Annotated in this window: 30 protein-coding genes; 2 read left to right on the forward strand and 28 right to left on the reverse strand. The window is 46.5% G+C overall.

Translation table 11 applies throughout. From position 1 onward, the window contains the following. Positions 1-24: 24 nt before the first annotated feature. From A6049_RS11950 to A6049_RS12070, 28 genes are all read right to left on the reverse strand, one after another. Positions 25-516, reverse strand: coding sequence for a hypothetical protein (locus A6049_RS11950; RefSeq protein ID WP_063564846.1), 492 nt, complete (start codon positions 514-516; stop codon positions 25-27). 94 nt (positions 517-610) lie between these two features. Continuing rightward, positions 611-736 (reverse strand): hypothetical protein, encoded by a 126-nt coding sequence (locus A6049_RS34390; RefSeq protein WP_275078625.1) that lies wholly within the window; start codon positions 734-736, stop codon positions 611-613. Between the two features lie 2 nt (positions 737-738). Continuing rightward, entirely contained in the window at positions 739-918 is a 180-nt protein-coding gene (locus tag A6049_RS11955; protein WP_063564847.1) for a hypothetical protein, read from the reverse strand. After that, complete coding sequence (locus A6049_RS11960; protein WP_063564848.1) at positions 915-1,472, reverse strand: hypothetical protein; 558 nt, start codon at positions 1,470-1,472, stop codon at positions 915-917. Before A6049_RS11960 ends, A6049_RS11955 begins: the two co-directional genes overlap by 4 nt. After that, positions 1,469-1,741 (reverse strand): hypothetical protein, encoded by a 273-nt coding sequence (locus tag A6049_RS11965; RefSeq protein ID WP_063564849.1) that lies wholly within the window; start codon positions 1,739-1,741, stop codon positions 1,469-1,471. The genes A6049_RS11960 and A6049_RS11965 overlap by 4 nt, the downstream gene beginning before the upstream one ends. Then, on the reverse strand, positions 1,741-2,187 hold the full coding sequence (locus A6049_RS11970; RefSeq protein WP_205412009.1) for a zinc-finger-containing protein: 447 nt from the start codon (positions 2,185-2,187) through the stop codon (positions 1,741-1,743). The genes A6049_RS11965 and A6049_RS11970 overlap by 1 nt, the downstream gene beginning before the upstream one ends. A gap of 55 nt (positions 2,188-2,242) precedes the next feature. Next, on the reverse strand, positions 2,243-3,100 hold the full coding sequence (locus tag A6049_RS11975; RefSeq protein ID WP_063564850.1) for an ICP22 family protein: 858 nt from the start codon (positions 3,098-3,100) through the stop codon (positions 2,243-2,245). Between the two features lie 21 nt (positions 3,101-3,121). Continuing rightward, on the reverse strand, positions 3,122-3,541 hold the full coding sequence (locus A6049_RS11980; RefSeq protein WP_063564851.1) for a RusA family crossover junction endodeoxyribonuclease: 420 nt from the start codon (positions 3,539-3,541) through the stop codon (positions 3,122-3,124). Continuing rightward, entirely contained in the window at positions 3,538-3,696 is a 159-nt protein-coding gene (locus A6049_RS33240) for a hypothetical protein (protein WP_161490579.1), read from the reverse strand. The genes A6049_RS11980 and A6049_RS33240 overlap by 4 nt, the downstream gene beginning before the upstream one ends. After that, positions 3,684-3,818, reverse strand: coding sequence for a hypothetical protein (locus tag A6049_RS34395; protein ID WP_275078626.1), 135 nt, complete (start codon positions 3,816-3,818; stop codon positions 3,684-3,686). Before A6049_RS34395 ends, A6049_RS33240 begins: the two co-directional genes overlap by 13 nt. Before the next feature lie 53 nt (positions 3,819-3,871). Then, on the reverse strand, positions 3,872-4,030 hold the full coding sequence (locus A6049_RS33615) for a DUF6906 family protein (RefSeq protein ID WP_162842437.1): 159 nt from the start codon (positions 4,028-4,030) through the stop codon (positions 3,872-3,874). A gap of 11 nt (positions 4,031-4,041) precedes the next feature. Beyond that, positions 4,042-5,463 carry a replicative DNA helicase gene (dnaB, locus tag A6049_RS11990; protein ID WP_240321376.1) on the reverse strand — a complete coding sequence of 474 codons (1,422 nt, stop codon included), beginning with the start codon at positions 5,461-5,463 and terminating at the stop codon, positions 4,042-4,044. Next, positions 5,435-5,776: a replicative helicase loader/inhibitor gene (locus tag A6049_RS11995; protein ID WP_063564854.1), complete on the reverse strand. Its 342-nt coding sequence runs from the start codon at positions 5,774-5,776 to the stop codon at positions 5,435-5,437. Before A6049_RS11995 ends, dnaB begins: the two co-directional genes overlap by 29 nt. Beyond that, positions 5,763-6,704: a DnaD domain protein gene (locus tag A6049_RS12000; protein ID WP_063564855.1), complete on the reverse strand. Its 942-nt coding sequence runs from the start codon at positions 6,702-6,704 to the stop codon at positions 5,763-5,765. Before A6049_RS12000 ends, A6049_RS11995 begins: the two co-directional genes overlap by 14 nt. 51 nt (positions 6,705-6,755) lie before the next feature. Then, complete coding sequence (locus A6049_RS12005) at positions 6,756-7,037, reverse strand: hypothetical protein (protein WP_063564856.1); 282 nt, start codon at positions 7,035-7,037, stop codon at positions 6,756-6,758. Next, positions 7,034-7,228 carry a hypothetical protein gene (locus A6049_RS12010; RefSeq protein WP_063564857.1) on the reverse strand — a complete coding sequence of 65 codons (195 nt, stop codon included), beginning with the start codon at positions 7,226-7,228 and terminating at the stop codon, positions 7,034-7,036. Before A6049_RS12010 ends, A6049_RS12005 begins: the two co-directional genes overlap by 4 nt. Before the next feature lie 2 nt (positions 7,229-7,230). Then, positions 7,231-7,419: a hypothetical protein gene (locus tag A6049_RS12015; RefSeq protein WP_063564858.1), complete on the reverse strand. Its 189-nt coding sequence runs from the start codon at positions 7,417-7,419 to the stop codon at positions 7,231-7,233. 4 nt (positions 7,420-7,423) lie between these two features. Beyond that, a complete protein-coding gene (locus A6049_RS12020) occupies positions 7,424-8,131 on the reverse strand; it encodes an MBL fold metallo-hydrolase (RefSeq protein ID WP_063564859.1) in 708 nt (235 codons plus the stop codon). After that, entirely contained in the window at positions 8,131-9,168 is a 1,038-nt protein-coding gene (locus A6049_RS12025; protein ID WP_063564860.1) for a recombinase RecT, read from the reverse strand. Before A6049_RS12025 ends, A6049_RS12020 begins: the two co-directional genes overlap by 1 nt. After that, entirely contained in the window at positions 9,169-11,157 is a 1,989-nt protein-coding gene (locus tag A6049_RS12030) for an AAA family ATPase (RefSeq protein ID WP_063564861.1), read from the reverse strand. Then, a complete protein-coding gene (locus A6049_RS12035) occupies positions 11,154-11,378 on the reverse strand; it encodes a hypothetical protein (protein WP_145921920.1) in 225 nt (74 codons plus the stop codon). Before A6049_RS12035 ends, A6049_RS12030 begins: the two co-directional genes overlap by 4 nt. Positions 11,379-11,450: 72 nt before the next feature. Further along, entirely contained in the window at positions 11,451-11,711 is a 261-nt protein-coding gene (locus tag A6049_RS12040) for a hypothetical protein (RefSeq protein WP_063564862.1), read from the reverse strand. A gap of 133 nt (positions 11,712-11,844) precedes the next feature. After that, positions 11,845-12,081 carry a hypothetical protein gene (locus A6049_RS12045; protein WP_063564863.1) on the reverse strand — a complete coding sequence of 79 codons (237 nt, stop codon included), beginning with the start codon at positions 12,079-12,081 and terminating at the stop codon, positions 11,845-11,847. Next, a complete protein-coding gene (locus A6049_RS12050) occupies positions 12,078-12,350 on the reverse strand; it encodes a hypothetical protein (protein ID WP_063564864.1) in 273 nt (90 codons plus the stop codon). Before A6049_RS12050 ends, A6049_RS12045 begins: the two co-directional genes overlap by 4 nt. A gap of 10 nt (positions 12,351-12,360) precedes the next feature. Further along, a complete protein-coding gene (locus A6049_RS12055) occupies positions 12,361-12,876 on the reverse strand; it encodes a helix-turn-helix domain-containing protein (RefSeq protein WP_063564865.1) in 516 nt (171 codons plus the stop codon). A 91-nt stretch (positions 12,877-12,967) separates the two neighbouring features. Further along, complete coding sequence (locus A6049_RS12060; RefSeq protein ID WP_063564866.1) at positions 12,968-13,213, reverse strand: hypothetical protein; 246 nt, start codon at positions 13,211-13,213, stop codon at positions 12,968-12,970. Then, on the reverse strand, positions 13,213-13,524 hold the full coding sequence (locus A6049_RS12065) for a hypothetical protein (protein WP_095206064.1): 312 nt from the start codon (positions 13,522-13,524) through the stop codon (positions 13,213-13,215). The genes A6049_RS12060 and A6049_RS12065 overlap by 1 nt, the downstream gene beginning before the upstream one ends. Position 13,525: 1 nt before the next feature. Then, positions 13,526-13,750, reverse strand: coding sequence for a helix-turn-helix transcriptional regulator (locus A6049_RS12070; protein WP_063564867.1), 225 nt, complete (start codon positions 13,748-13,750; stop codon positions 13,526-13,528). Between the two features lie 154 nt (positions 13,751-13,904). Between A6049_RS12070 and A6049_RS12075 the strand changes: the two genes are divergently transcribed. Together A6049_RS12075 and A6049_RS12080 are read left to right on the forward strand one after the other, a co-directional pair. After that, a complete protein-coding gene (locus A6049_RS12075) occupies positions 13,905-14,273 on the forward strand; it encodes a helix-turn-helix domain-containing protein (RefSeq protein ID WP_063564868.1) in 369 nt (122 codons plus the stop codon). A gap of 241 nt (positions 14,274-14,514) precedes the next feature. After that, the gene (locus A6049_RS12080) at positions 14,515-14,736 is read left to right on the forward strand and encodes a helix-turn-helix domain-containing protein (protein ID WP_063564869.1); all 222 of its coding nucleotides are present in this window, start codon (positions 14,515-14,517) and stop codon (positions 14,734-14,736) included. Positions 14,737-14,786 lie beyond the last annotated feature (50 nt).

The raw sequence follows: 14,786 nt of genomic DNA on the forward strand, positions 1-14,786 counted from the left end.
ATTTTAGCTTCTTTATTTTTAGAGTTAGAAATTTGCATCATCTTGCTCAAAGAATCCGATAAGCTTCAATGTATTGCCAACGCTCTCAATACCCTCATCGATCTTCCGCTTGATGGTACTATCACTGAGGGAACGCCTGAAGAAGAGTATCGTTTCCTTGCGTGAGTAGCCTTGGATGTATCTGTAGTCAACTGCCTTACGGGCTTCTTCGTCTTTAATTAGACGTTGCGCCCTTTCCAACTGGTGTGTATAGAAGTCATATCTTTTGTACACCCAGCGTTGTTTCTCTATAAGAATCGTAGCGTTTGCCGTTTTGTCAGCATGCAAATCTGTCTGATCGATGCGGCGAGCTGCTTCGCCATCGATGCCTACTTGTTGCATATCCTGCTCGAATTGATCAAAGTCTCTCATCAAGGAGACCATATCTGTATATTTATCGAGCAGGAACTTTGTTCGCTGGATTTCCTGTTTAGATGCTTTTGCAAAGAGCTCCCCTTGACCCCATACCATCGCCATTCCCCTCAATCCCCTTTATGTTATAATGTCAAGAGGATTGAATTTCTTATTTGAATTGACCCCCGGCCCGGCCAAGGATTTGGGGGTCTTTTCGTTATTCTGGAATGACCTTGCTGCAAAATTGCATCCACTCCGCTTCACAATCATCTGATGTCCATCCTCTTACCAATTCTTCCGGATAACCGTATCGGAGAAGCAATGCTCTATAATCTCTATCCAAACCTACCACTCACCTCCTCGCTTGTAATACTTCTGGCTACCGTTGCGCTGTTGTGGAGCCGTAACACTCTTTACTCCCTTCTTGGGTGGCTCCGGGGGATATTCAGCACCAATTGCTTTCAGGTGTTCCGCTATTCGCTCCTGTGTCCACACTTCTGATTTCACTTTTTGGTAGTCTGTCATCTCGACCCATCCTTCTCTTCTTGAAATGCAGCAGGCTTGTTATCTTTCAGCCAGGAGTAAATCACTTTAACTGCATCTTCCCTAGCTACTTCCCTGTTTCTATACTTCCAGGTCAGCAATTCAGACACTTCCTTAACTACGTGCATAAGTGAATCGCACTTTACTTGTGAATCTTGAAGCTTCTTGCGGAGCCGATCAACTTCAGCACGTGCATCCAACATTTCACCAAGATTCTCACCGCGTTTGGCCTTGTAGTCCCGAAGTTCTTGAATGGCTCTATCTCTTTCTTCTTCAGCCTCTTCCTGTTTTACACGGGCGTGTACAGCGTCTCTATGTGATTGTTCCATTCTCCCCGCGAGTCGTTCCTGTTCATTGAGTGAATGTTCCAGTGCTTCGAGGACATCCTCTAAATGATCGTTCGGATCAGTAGTCAACGGTGTGCAATCTTCATTCGGTCTAGCGAACAACACCCGATCCTCTCCAGCCCATAGGAGCTGCCCACCTGCTGGAATGTCAATAATCATATATCCGTTCACATCTCGTTTAATACTCATGATCGTTCATCCTCCGACTGCTTGTCTTTTGAATTTCGTACCCATGTGAATCCTCGGTACCGATCTTCGATCAGATATGACTTACCCTGCGGCACAAAATTACTCGGCTCTACCCGCAACTTACCAAACCCCGTTTCAACTGATCCTTGTTGTACCAGTTCCGTACCTGCAGCGCATACCATCTTGATCTGATCGATGCGGCAGCCGGTTCGAATTAACGGTGCAAGTTTCTGATCGATTAACTGAATTACCTTCGGTGAGATGGCCATCAAGCTGTCTCCCCCTTGTACCAATCAGGTTCCTGCATGACAACAATAGCCTTAATCAGCAGATCCTTGTCGAACCACCCGAAATGGCATTCATTAACGGGTATGCCTAACCTCGTGGCCAAGATGCTGTATGCCTGGCGGCGTTTAACCTTCTTCCCTTTCCAAGCGGGATCGAACAGGGAATGACATTTCTTTTTGAGCTGCCGCAACTCCCGGTTGGCCAAACGTCCGAGCGGAATGCTTGTACCTGTGTGAACACCCACATAAGCGTCACAACCGGTGCATTTGTACACCCGGCCGTTACCATACTCTTTACCGTAAATCGCTGCGTTGATGGTATAGATAACGTCACTGCTGCAGTAAGAACACGTGACGGGTATCGGATATCTGGCAATCTTCATATAGAAACCGCCCCTTTCTGCGATCATACGTTCCAATTGATACATGCAGTAGGTCACCCCCGCCAACTTTCGACCGGGGAACGCTGCTATATTAAGGGTTTTAAGCTACTCCGCTACCTGCCATTTGTTCTTTTACTCGTTCTTTGTACTTGGTCAGCTTGCCGCTGAATTGTCCAGAGGTCATGCCTACGCTATTAGCGATTTCACGCCATGTGACTCCTTGGTCCCGCTTCTGTTCGAAGAGATTAGGGAAATCAAGTTGCATGTCGGGGTAGGCAGGACGTTCAGTGATGATGTATTGTTCAAGTGCATCCTTGTCGATTTCACCAGAAGACCCTTCTGCATCACCTGCAGGTGGATCTTGCTTCACTTCCTGCTGTTCATCTATTGGCGGCTCCGTTTCACCTTCTCCACCTTCAGAAGTAAAGTCCATTTCCTTCGATCCGGACTGATCATCCCCGCCTTCCTTCATCCAGTCCGGAATATCATCGTTATCGTTATCACCGTAAGGATCATCCGAATCGCTACCCGGATCATCGCCAGCTGTTGGCGGAACAGTAGGATGTTCGTTCTCATTCTCCGATTCCTGACCGTCTCCGGTCGGTTCCTGAGGCTGAATCGGCTCACCGTCTGGCCCAAACATCTGAGCTTGGTTCTCGTCCTGCTCGGGTTCATCTCCCTGCTTCTCAATCCGCGTTACTACACCAGACTGATCAGTGGTCACGCGATGACCATTCCATTTGCGGTACATATCATCACGTTCTTCGTCATCGAAATCAAATGCGGCTTGCGGATCTCCCAGAATGACATGAATCTCTTTGTTCAAGCAGCCTGTCAGGAATTGAAGGTTTTGCTGCGCCACCTTGTGAGGAATCGTCAGCTTCAGCTCAACATCCTTATCACCGAATACAATTTTTTTGTCCGTAGTTGCCATAAATTTTGCGAAATCATTTGCCATGATCATTCATCTCCTCGAATTTTATGATTTTGATAAGTCCTTGATTTTCACTTCGATACGCGGTCGGGAACTGTATCGCTTCTGAGCAAACACTTCGACCACTTGACTGTCATCCTTCCAGACGATTCCTTTAAGTGCATCCTTTACGCCTTTCAGGTAATTGTCCACGTCTGGCTTGCTGACTGGCCGGATCTCCCCGACCTCAGCCAATGCTGCTTTCTTCTTGCTGAAGGATTTAGGAATTGACCTGTACACTGTCAGCATCATTCCGAGCGGCCCTTCCAACAATGCACCCGGTGCATGTTCGGCGGCAGCCAGTCGGACATAATCCTTGTAATCCTTCGATTTCTCAGGGTCGTACATTCTCACGAACCCGCCTTGCGTGGAAGCTCGGGGTCGCCCCTGTGCTACTGGTTCCCCATATACCGTAAAAGTGATCATTTGGCTTTCTGTCCTTTCACACTTACTTTTCTGCGTTGCCGTACCGGCAGCATGTCCCGCCGAATGACAAAAATTTCAGCCAGTTTCCGACCATCGTCACCGCGTACGTCGTAACTCAAATGTGTCTGATGGTGCGGATCAATCAGCTTTCGCATGCTGCACCTCCAGTTCCGACAATTGCATCAAACTCAGCGATCCCTTCATGGAGCTCAGTCTGATCAATCCCCGCGAATTCCGCCTGCAGCTCGTCCTGATCAGGAACTTGTCCCGTGTTCATGAATCGATGCCTCATGTACTCTGACACGGACCATCTGGTATAAGGACTGCCCATCATGCTCCCCGCCGAATAGTTCTTGGCTTACCTGAGAAGCGATGAACAATGACCATTTGGTCTGGCAAATCCCTTTCAACCAACCAGTTCTCTGCATTCAAGCCATTAGCCTTAATCTCAATTTTCTGCCGTTTTGTAGGCCGTTTCCCTTGCTTCATGGCCATTCTCCTTATGCCCATTGGCGTTGTTCTATATCGTTTGGTTGTGGCGGTTTAGGCCCGAATGAATCGTTATGAGTGCGTTGATAATTCACAAATTTATTAAATTGTTTCAGGAAGACCAGCTCCACAGTACCGACAGGACCATTCCGCTGCTTCCCTATGATGATTTCAATGATGTTTTTCTTCTCCGAATCCTGGTTGTAGTAGTCGTCCCGGTACAAGAACGATACGATGTCGGCATCTTGCTCGATGGAACCCGATTCGCGAAGATCACTCATCATCGGACGTTTGTCCTGACGTTGTTCTACTGCCCGGCTGAGCTGGGAGAGGGCAACAATAGGAGCATCCATTTCTTTGGCTAATTGTTTCAATGTCCGAGAGATAAGGGAAACTTCCTGCTGCCGGTTCTCGCCAGCTTTAGAACGTCCGGTCACCTCAATCAGCTGCAGGTAATCGATGACGATCAGCCCAAGACCCTTTTCCTTTTTGAGCCTGCGGCATTTAGAACAAATGTCTTGAACCGTTATACCTGGCGAATCATCAATGAAAATATTAGTTGCGCCCAATGTGCCAACCGCATCTGCGAGGGTTGTCCAGTCTTGATCCATCAAATCCCCGCTCTTCATCACACTGGCATTCAAGTTACCTTCTGCACTGACCATCCGCTGCACTAACTGACCCGCTGACATCTCCAAACTGAAAATCGCTACAGTCTCATCCGTTTTAATTGCCACGTTCTGTGCGAGGTTGAGTGCAAAAGCAGTCTTACCAACGGATGGCCGAGCTGCGACTATAATAAGATCCGTCTTTTGTAGACCGCCTGTGATGCCGTCAAGATCAGCGAAACCTGTTTGTAAGCCCGTGACAATGCCATTTTTCAAGTTGGTTGCCTTGGTCTCAGTCGTTTCCACGAATTCGACCAACACTGATTGAATCGGCTTGAAGTCTTTTTCAGGCGCTGCTCTGTCTGCCAATTTCGCATTAGTTTGATGAGCACTAGCCAACAGTTTTGGAACCTCAGTCCCTGCCGCAGCTTGTTGAATCTGCAGCATGCTTGTCCGGATGAAATCCCGACGAATCGCTGTGTCTTTCAGCTGATGGATGTACTGATTGTAGTGATCAACGCTGGACGCCTTTGGAACTGAACCTGCCAATTCGGAAAGATAAGTTACACCGCCAATATCATCTAGCTCACCCTTGTCTTTGAGCCTCCCGACCACTGTTACCAAATCAACAGGTTCCTGATTCTCTGCCAGTTCCACGAGTGATTGAAAAATCAAGCGATGCTTTGCGCTGAAGAATTCATCTGAATCAAGTTTAGTGGCGATTTCTTCAGCCATTTCAACATCGATGAGAGCCGCACCCAATATGGCTTGTTCAGTCTCAATGTTCTGTGGCAGATCAATCCCTGGTATTGCGAAGTTTTGCAAGTAAACCATCCTTCCATCCTGCGGGGGGCAGTGTTGCCTTTGCCCGGTTAGCTTCTCGTTGATCCAGGTACGCTCTGGTTGCCTCCAGCTCTCGTTCTCTCGTAGCCTGATCAGCAGCAAACCCCCGTATCTCAGAGATTTTGGGGTAAAAACTGTTTGTCTCGATGTGCCGTTGAACGTTTTGTACAGCCGTTTCAAAAGAGAAATCTTTCAGCGCCTTGAGATGGCGATCCACGTTTTCATCACTGTCATCAAAATTCGGATATTCATCAGTGATGACCATGAACAAACGAATAACATCAGCCTTTTCCACGTGCCTCCTCCTCCCTCAACCGTTGCTGTAGACTGTCTCTCTTTTGCTGCTGCCTTGACGGTTGTTGTCTCCGACCACTCGATACCGAACCTGTTGTAACTGAGGAACCCTTTTTTGCTTCGAAAGCATCGTCCAGCGCTTTGGCTGCTTCAATCGTCTTAGCCCCAGACCTTAGATAGTCACCAAGGATTTTGGTAATAAGGGTGAACCTATACCCTATAGCAGCCAATGCCGCTCGTTCCATTGCACGTATGACCACAGCCTCGTCCATTTTGTCCTCATCGATGTAAACGATAAGTTGCTGTGCTTGGAATGGATTGCACTCGAATCCAAACACTCGCTTGTGAGCAGAGTAAAATGATTCATACCCCGGATCAGGTGGACGATCAATTTGATTTGCGTCTGTAGTAGCAGATGATGAAGCAGAAGAAGAAAGAAGAAGATCTTTTAATACAGGGTCTAAAATTTGTTCCACTTTTTGTTCTACTTGCGGAAAGTGGTTTAAATTTTGTTCCACTTTCTCACCTACCCCGTCAAAGTGGTCTAAATTCTGTTCCACTTTCTGTCCTACTTCTTCGGAGTAGCTATCGAAGTGGTTCAAATTTTGTTCCACTCCGACACCCAACAAGTCGAATTCGACACTGTAATCTCCTTTGGATTGTCCTCTTGGCGGTTGAATGTAAGCAATCAATCCTGCTTCAACCAGCTTTTTCCGATGAGCATTTAGCGTACCTTTGTTCGTGATTCCCGTTTGTACCATGAGATCCGTATTGGTCATTTTCCATGCCTTACGCCATCCAAGCTTTGCACTGCGTCGCCATAAGGCAACCATTATGGCTATCCCTTCAGGACCAAATTCCTCCGGCCCGCCAATGGCTTCAAATTGTTCCAGAAGCCCGGAAAGGGTCGGTCTGGCTGTCTCGGTCACTTGCGTCTCCCCCTCCCGTAGCAGCCGTGATTTCAGTTCCATAAACAAATGTTATTTCTGTTGAACAGCGTAAACAGCGACATCAAACTTACTTTCATTGCCTGTTATCTCCTGAATAATGGTTTGGATTCCACGACCAAATTGAGTAACCAAATCATTAATAGCTTGCGGCATTTGATCCGGTTCTGACGACACTGCAGCCTGTGCCCCCAACGAGAAAGCGACGTCTCTTAAATGGGACTGGATAGCCTCCGGCCCTTCTATTGCGGCATCTTCAAACATTTGTTGCAACTGGTTGAACACTGCTTTTCTGTTTTGTTTAGTGCTATTCACTTTGGTTGCCCCTTCCCTAATCCATTTCGGACTTGCTCTTGTACCCTTGCCCAAGCATCTTCATAAGCAACGCTCGGATCGTCTCCGTCATGCAACTCCATAACGATGGTTGCCTCCACCTTCAGGCTTTGGAAATTTCCAAGGTTTTTCGTAAATGAAGCACCGACAGAAATTTGTTTTACCTTAGGCATTTTCAGTGCCCCTTTCTATGTTGCAAGAATACGTGCGGATATTTGACCCGCTTGACCTCCCAATCCGGGTAACCACGTTCAAAGTACGCTCGTGTTTCCCGTTGAAATGCTGTTTTGTCTGTATCAAACAGCTGCCATATCCGTTTGCCCATCATGCTTTTGAGAAGCGGCTTGCCTGTCAAATCGTCCATGCGATCACCTACCCGCTACATATACTTGCTTGCCTGTAATGGCCGCTATTTCCCGTTTAAACAATGCTTCGTCGCTGTTGTTGTCGGAGAGGTGTAGCAAGTGAATCTCTTGCACACGCCGCATGTCATTTGCTCGGATGAATTCCTTCACGTTCTCGAGCGAGAAGTGAGAACGTAACAATCTATGTTTCATGACCGCCGGCACACGGCCAGCGGCAATATTTTGATTAAGGATCTGAATAGAATAATTGCACTCCACCATGATGTGAGTCAGGCCAGTAAATCGATGCTTAATATAATAGGTATCTGTCGCGAACAGAAGCTTGTCCCCTGCTGTATTAGCCAAGAGGAACCCCAAGGGCTCCGCTGCGTCATGCTGAACATCAAAGGGTAGAATTGACCAGGTACCAATGGTGAATGGCTCAAGTGCCGATACACGCCGCACACGATGACTGTCTATCCGTAAGGCTTCAGCGGTACCGGAACTGGTGTAAATGTCCACGCCTGCCTTGATCAGATCCTTGATAGCGATGCTATGGTCGCCATGATCATGACTCACAAGGCATCCTGCCAGCTCCGACACGCGGAAGGCAAGACCGCGCTGAATGTCCTTATACCGTAGCCCAGCGTCCAGCAGGAGCGGGGTTTTCCCGTCCGTAATCCGGTAGGCGTTACCCGCGCTGCTGGAGCCGAGAGAAGTAATCTCTATCATCAGAATCCGGGTCCTGTTCCACTGGAAGACTCTTCATCACCGAAAGTCATTTCAGGCTGACCATCACCTGAAGGTTGATCGTCATTAGGAACATCATCCAGGTGTGGCGGGGTAACATCGATTACGTTACGATTTGCATTCGCTTTAATCTCTTCTGAAACCTCAGCATCTGACAAGTCGCTCTCTATCTGTTTCAAGCGCAGATAATCATCGTCTATCTTCTGTGAATCAATGGTGATATCGTTGTGCGCCGCACGATAAACGGTCTTCCAACACATTTTTTCGTGCCATCCTTCAACTGTCTCCTTACCAACCTTTTTCTTATTCTCCCAAACGTCTTTCTCTCCGCCCCAGAACTCAACACTCGCTTTTTCTGGCTTACGTTTCTCAATTTCCTTGAGGGTCATCATCACCAACTTGTTTTTCTCAGGGGTTCTGATGTATGAGTGAAAATAAAATCCCCCAAGGATAGTGCCACGATCAAATGGATTTTTAATTTCAAACTCGTAACTTTCATGCGGGTGATTTGCATCTTTCTTAATAGGTGCAAAGTAATCATTGGAGTAAACCAGTTCAACAGTTACATGATCCGGAACGTCCAGACCGTATTTCACTGATTTAAGTTCAAGGCCCCGGTACCCTTCGATGAAGCCGATATCGTATTTACCTGTATTGTTGTTTTTAAAAGGAATCAAGCTAATATGATTCGGCTGCGCTGGATCGAAACCAATACGAGCATAAGCAACTACATCCCGTGACAACTTATCCATGTTCACGTTCGCCCACGTCATAGCCACAGGATCACGATACTGATCAGATTTTTTGAGGCGCTTTTCTTCTGCAGTCTTCAGCACTGCATCCAGTGCAATGAAGTAATTCTGTGCAAGGCGTTTCTGGAAGTTGGTAAGAGCAACTTCACCAACGCTTGAACCAAACTCGGAAATGACTTTCGTCATGAAACGTTCAGATTGCGTTGGTTCCGTTTTAGCAATAGTTTGCTCCCCTGTTTGGGGAGCTTGTTGGTTTTGTGTACTCAATTAAATCGCCTCCTGGATGTTATGCTCCAAACGGAGCTTCTTGTCGCCTTCAGATACCACAAGTCGAATCACTTGGGCATCTGTATCGATGAGCTGCGTCACGGCTTCGGCATTGTCCACGAAAATCGGGGCCGAGAATCCGTAATGCTGTCCAAGCGTGTTGATGATGTCCAATCCAACGTTGATTCGAGCAGCGTTATTCAGGCCGCCTTCATACGGCACGCCGTTATACAGTGTCTTGTAAACGTCTTTCAGACCGCCGTTGACCTGCTCTTCGAACAACCGGAATCGTGCATGCTTGAATTTGCTATTGATCTTGGATTCCAACATGCTAACCTTCGTCCGTGTGAACTCTTCGGTAAGGAATAACTCATGTTCCAATTTCTCAAATTCAGAACTGAGCTTGCGTTCCTCTTCGGCCAGCTCAGCAATACGTTTTTCAGTAGCCGCAACAGTCGTCAGCTTCGCTTTGTCCGCTTCCAGGTCGTCAACCTGACCGCGAAGGATTCGGATTTCAGCTTGTACTTTGCCCATAGCATCTGCAGCAGAAAAACGTAGCTGCTCGATTTCAGCACGGACTTGATCTCCATCTCGTTGAATGGATTGATACTTGGTATTGTCAGCAGGATCAGCAATGTTGGTTTGCAGGCTTTGCAGGGTCGCTTCTGCTGCCATGACTTCTGCAGCCTTTGAAGCAATTTCGTCCTGCAGATTGGTCAACTCGCCTTCAAGTGCTTTCAATGCCTTTTCCAGTTCATTTTTCTCTGCTGCAGCCAGCTTGCCATCTGCACTAATCGCTTCAAGTCTCTTGGATTTATCCAGATTAAAGGCTTCAAGGGCTTTATCCTGAGCAGACTGTACTTGATCATCCGGAAGTGTTTGCCCGCATGTTGGGCAATTGGCATCATGTTCGTGTTCGTGAACCGGATACTGAAGGCTATCAAGTGACGTCCATTCAGCCCGCAGCCTTTTAACTTGGCTATCAATACGATTGATCTGTCCTTTATAACGTTCTGCCTCGCGTTGTCCCGCGTTCAACCGGGATTGTAGTTCACTAGATTCGCCTTTTAGTTGCATGACCCATCCACGTTGATCAGCAACTGCCTGCAAGCTATCCGCCTGAATCACTTGCTTGATTTCGGCCAGCTCCGCATTGATTTCACGCAAGCGGATCTCCTTAGCCGACAATTCACCACCGGATTGAATCCGTTGAAGTTCGGCTGTCTTGATATCGACCCTGCCGCGCATCGTTTCGATGTCCTCCTGAAGCAGTTCAGCGTCCAGATCGGATACGTCAGGCATGCTCCGGCGAGCTTCATCGATGCGAACCGGGATCTTCTCCAGTTCCTTATTGATCTCTGATCGACGAGCTGCGATTACCTTGCGGTGATCCTCAAGGCTTCGATCTCCAAGAATGTCAGCTAATGGCGCGAGTTGCTTGCTACTTGCAATGATTTCGGCATCCGTCATTTCCCCACACACTTCCAGAAGCACTTTGCGGCGCGCATCCGGTTTAAGGATCTCGTTAAAGTAGGAAGGACTTGTCAGGAGTTTGAATATGTCCTCACTGATCAGCCCATCGACTTCTGCAGTGTATTGACTGAGTTTGACTGGCACCCCATCAACGTAATAATCCGTTGTATGACCACTGGATTCAGCAATAGCAGCACCGCGTTTCTTGGTGAATTTTTCGTAGTACACCTTTTTGAAAGAACGCCGACGACGGTCAACCATCAGAACCGCTTCGACTTCATGTTGCAAGCCGTGTTCAGCTACGCGCCCCTGTTCGTCCAGGCCCTTAATTTCAAAGGTCGTCCGATTCTGACTGTCCTTATGGAACAATGCCCACAGGAACCCATCGAACAACGTTGTCTTTCCAGTGGCATTGTCACCGTAAGCAGCAATACTGCGACCGTCAGCTTCCAATACAAAATCCCGTAACCCTTTAAAATTGCGAAGGGTCAGAGAAATCAATGTAATTTGTCTCATGCGCTCTTCTCCTTTGATTTGAAGTGCTGGCTGATTGCATCCGCTACAGCCGCAAGTTGATCGTCATCGGCCATCAGTTCAACGGAACCAAATGTGCCCGAGACAGAAAGTATTGCTGGCGTGTAGTGCATCGCTGGCTTTACAGCAGCGTCAATGGTTTGAGCGGATAAGTCGACAGTAATTGCAGTCGTTTTACTCATAACGTCCTCCTTGTTTGGCACGGCCACCCATGGTAAGATGACCGTGTATCCATATTTAATTTTCAATGTTCTGAGATAGCCCGCTGCAACGGGCTATTTTTCTTTTGTGAAGATACTGCGGGGTGCTTCCCCATCTTCTGCGATCGTCTTCCAATCGATAATCACCGGGGCATTCTCAATGCTGGTGATCAGTTGGCCGTTTTCATCAAGTACATAATATTCCGAATGAACATGATCCTCGTATTCAGAACCAACTTGTTTGATTTCGATCACTTCACGACCGTCAATCTCGGTACCCACTTCAAAAACACGAGTGGGATTGCTGACAACGGTCAGCCGATGAATGATTTGCACGGGTTATCCTCCCTTCATATGTATTGATGCGTCAGCCGCATCTCACCGCCAACGGAACGGGAGTTGGTTATGAAACCCGTCCCGCAAGCAGTGAGACAAGGCCGACAATGGCTTGTCCATAACTTGAATCGTGTTAAATCTTTTCAATCTCCACCACAGCCTGCGCCATGTATTCCGGTGGTAATTTTCTTAAGCTTTCAGCCGCATTGTGCCAGCGATGAAAGATTAGTTCCCTCTCCTGCCAAAGGGACTCGAAATCAGATGTTTGAATTGATCCATTAAAAGATGTTACTGCTGCCGTGTTCTCGCGTAGGGCCTTGGCTGACTCAACGTAATTGATGATGATTTGGATGTATAATTGATCTTTCATACCGATTCCCCCTTGCGTTTATCAGAGGGAGCGGTTAAAATGAGCAGCAGAAGAGACTTCAACCAAGTTCTCAACGTGAGTGTCCGCCGTGCCAGGCGGGCATTTTTCATTTCCACTTCCGCGAACCGGATCATTCGGTTCAGATATTCTTCTGCGTTCTCCATTTGTCCAGGCAACATTTTTTCGGGTTGCTTCCGGATCACTTCCAAATTGTGCATTGAATTCTTTCCAGCCTGTAGCGCTTCGTATGCCAACTGTTCACGAGTCATTCAATCTACCTCATTTCATATATTTTTTAGCTTTCAGATCCGCACGATGTTCTTTCCACGTCCCAAACCATGAAAACGAATATTCCTTACACAACACAGCAGCGAAATGCGTTAGCGCCGTGATTGCTTCGACCGTCTCCATCAGCAGCCGCTTCATAATGATGCGATCCGCTTCAGTTAGTTGATCAACTGTTTTGCTGATGGGCGCTTCAGACGTCAGCTCCAACACTTCTTTCATTTCTTCAACTGTCTTGAACAGCACCGATGCCCTATGTAGATCCACATTGTCCAGCCAGGGAGCAAACGCACCGCCTGTGACTTCCCCAGCTGCTGCAATGTATAACTGGCCGTCATCGTAATGTTCAGCTGCACTACGCATTAGTTCTTTCGAAGGATTACGTGTCCCCTTGATGACCTTTCCAATCTGTGAGCCATCCATATGCACTGCTTGTCCAGCCTTTGCCAGAGTGTCACCCGTACGTTTCATAACTTCTTCTAATGCACCGGGAAAGTGTCCAATTGACATATTTTTTAGGTCTCCTTTGTCCAATTCGTTTAGATGATTTTGGACAGAGGGCTGATGTAATATTGTTTTGTAAGGTCTTCCCCTGATCCCTTCATCGTCCGCCGGCAGCCGGTACAGCTCCGGCGGATTTTCTTATTTGCTCAAGGTGAGCGCGGGTTGTTTCCTTCAGTGAAACTATTTCATCCAACGTAATATCTTCCGGATTGTCTGTATGACGACCGTTATATAAGGTCTGCTGTAGTGCCGTATCAGGCTCCAATCCTTGAAGCAGAACCCTTACGGCAGCTCCTGCAGCACAAGCGGCTGGTGAAGATTTCCGGTGCCAATGTAATGGCATTAGGCAATTCCTCCCTGCCGATTGGGATAATCTGTAGCATTTGTCCGAATCCATTCTGTGTGTTCATCAATCCAGAGCATTAATGAATGGAACGGTATTTTTGGGCGACCAAATTCACGAATCACTGGGAAGTCTTCTCTATTGAGAAGTTCAGACGCTTTGGTCGCTCCTATTCCGAGAAATTCCATCATTTGACTCTTATCCATGAGAGCAGGATATTTATTGGTTATCTTCGTTTGTTCAACCGCTGCCTGCACAGCTGAAGTAATCATTTGTTGGAGTTCCATAGTGTCAATAAGTGTCATAGACATTTTAACCAGCTCCCCTTTCGTTCCTTTTCGGAACTTTCTGGTCAAAAAAAAGGACGTCTACCTTTGCACCAAGAGCATCAGCTATTCTTTTCATAACTTTCAATGATGGATCTTTTCGGCCTGCTTCTATATTGCTGTAATAAGCTCTTGATATTTCTGCCTTATTGGCAACTTTATCATGAGTAAGATTAAGCTTCTCACGTCTCTTGCACAATGCTGTTCTCATTGAGATCACCTCTTTTCGTTCCGTTTAGGAACAACTTATAAATGGATTATAGTTCCTTTACGGAACATTGTCAATAGTATTGTTCCTTTAATCTACGTTTCTTTTAGGAACAAATAAATATAGAATGAACATATAATGTTCCGGTGGTGATACAGTGGCGACTTTTTCAATGCGTTTAAAGGAATTAAGAGAAGAAAAAGGATGGAGCCAAGATGAATTGGCTAATCATTTGGGTGTACAACGCCCAACAGTGGCAGGATACGAGTCAAAGAGCAAAAGCAGAATTCCCCGAGATAAAACTTTGATGAAGATTGCTGAACTCTTCAATACTTCAACAGATTATCTTTTAGGCAGAACGAACAATAGAAAATATTCCATTGTAAATGACAAAGAAGATATGCCTCAGAAAGTAACAGAAAAGATCATAGGGGATCTAGTTGAGAAATACAATCTCGACTTAACAGATCCCACTGTGGCAGAAAAATTGGAAGCTATGATTAAGTTGGTTTATAAGGACCTGTGATCATTTTTTAGTTCTTCCTTTAATCTTGATTTGATGTAATCGTAAATCTCTTCATCATTTGCATCATGCAATTGCTCTATAGTTTCAATGATCTGCTTAAACTCATCATCCATGATGTCACTTCCGTTCTTGAATTTGTTCCCATTATGAGAACAAGTGTTTGTATCTATTATAGTAACATGTGTTCGTATACAAGGTAAATAATTCCCTTAATAATTTTAGACTTTTAAGGAGCAGCGCGATGCGGTATGAACCGGATCGTTGCCGCTTGAAAGAATTGTATATCCAAACAGGAGTTTCACAGCGTATGGTTCACATCATTACTGGCATAGCTGAGAGTCAACTCAGTCAATATGCAAACAATAAATCAATGATGACTAAAGCCACTGCCTATACCATTGCTAAAGCGATGAGATTGCCAAATTCAGATTTACTTTATACTTGGCGTGAAATTCCTGATTGATTGTGATTCTTGCGGCATGGAGGATTGATATCCTCCCGATCCGGCCAAAA

This window comes from Paenibacillus sp. O199 (genome assembly GCF_001636635.1).
In the GTDB taxonomy this organism is placed as follows: Bacteria; Bacillota; Bacilli; order Paenibacillales; family Paenibacillaceae; genus Paenibacillus; species Paenibacillus marchantiae.

Excerpts from the sequence above, each read along its gene's own strand:
- A6049_RS11955 (WP_063564847.1), bottom strand. The coding sequence starts at position 918 with ATGACAGACTACCAAAAAGTGAAATCAGAAGTGTGGACACAGGAGCGA.
- A6049_RS12030 (WP_063564861.1), bottom strand. The coding sequence starts at position 11,157 with ATGAGACAAATTACATTGATTTCTCTGACCCTTCGCAATTTTAAAGGG.
- A6049_RS12065 (WP_095206064.1), bottom strand. The coding sequence starts at position 13,524 with ATGTCTATGACACTTATTGACACTATGGAACTCCAACAAATGATTACT.
- A6049_RS12060 (WP_063564866.1), bottom strand. The coding sequence starts at position 13,213 with ATGCCATTACATTGGCACCGGAAATCTTCACCAGCCGCTTGTGCTGCA.
- A6049_RS12050 (WP_063564864.1), bottom strand. The coding sequence starts at position 12,350 with ATGACTCGTGAACAGTTGGCATACGAAGCGCTACAGGCTGGAAAGAAT.
- A6049_RS11950 (WP_063564846.1), bottom strand. The coding sequence starts at position 516 with ATGGCGATGGTATGGGGTCAAGGGGAGCTCTTTGCAAAAGCATCTAAA.
- A6049_RS12080 (WP_063564869.1), top strand. The coding sequence starts at position 14,515 with ATGCGGTATGAACCGGATCGTTGCCGCTTGAAAGAATTGTATATCCAA.
- A6049_RS11980 (WP_063564851.1), bottom strand. The coding sequence starts at position 3,541 with ATGATCACTTTTACGGTATATGGGGAACCAGTAGCACAGGGGCGACCC.
- A6049_RS12055 (WP_063564865.1), bottom strand. The coding sequence starts at position 12,876 with ATGTCAATTGGACACTTTCCCGGTGCATTAGAAGAAGTTATGAAACGT.
- A6049_RS12010 (WP_063564857.1), bottom strand. The coding sequence starts at position 7,228 with ATGCCTAAGGTAAAACAAATTTCTGTCGGTGCTTCATTTACGAAAAAC.
- A6049_RS11970 (WP_205412009.1), bottom strand. The coding sequence starts at position 2,187 with ATGTATCAATTGGAACGTATGATCGCAGAAAGGGGCGGTTTCTATATG.
- A6049_RS11975 (WP_063564850.1), bottom strand. The coding sequence starts at position 3,100 with ATGGCAAATGATTTCGCAAAATTTATGGCAACTACGGACAAAAAAATT.
- A6049_RS12020 (WP_063564859.1), bottom strand. The coding sequence starts at position 8,131 with ATGATAGAGATTACTTCTCTCGGCTCCAGCAGCGCGGGTAACGCCTAC.
- A6049_RS34395 (WP_275078626.1), bottom strand. The coding sequence starts at position 3,818 with ATGAACACGGGACAAGTTCCTGATCAGGACGAGCTGCAGGCGGAATTC.
- A6049_RS12070 (WP_063564867.1), bottom strand. The coding sequence starts at position 13,750 with ATGAGAACAGCATTGTGCAAGAGACGTGAGAAGCTTAATCTTACTCAT.
- A6049_RS33615 (WP_162842437.1), bottom strand. The coding sequence starts at position 4,030 with ATGAAGCAAGGGAAACGGCCTACAAAACGGCAGAAAATTGAGATTAAG.
- A6049_RS12045 (WP_063564863.1), bottom strand. The coding sequence starts at position 12,081 with ATGAAAGATCAATTATACATCCAAATCATCATCAATTACGTTGAGTCA.
- A6049_RS12015 (WP_063564858.1), bottom strand. The coding sequence starts at position 7,419 with ATGGACGATTTGACAGGCAAGCCGCTTCTCAAAAGCATGATGGGCAAA.
- A6049_RS11965 (WP_063564849.1), bottom strand. The coding sequence starts at position 1,741 with ATGGCCATCTCACCGAAGGTAATTCAGTTAATCGATCAGAAACTTGCA.
- A6049_RS33240 (WP_161490579.1), bottom strand. The coding sequence starts at position 3,696 with ATGCGAAAGCTGATTGATCCGCACCATCAGACACATTTGAGTTACGAC.
- A6049_RS11960 (WP_063564848.1), bottom strand. The coding sequence starts at position 1,472 with ATGAGTATTAAACGAGATGTGAACGGATATATGATTATTGACATTCCA.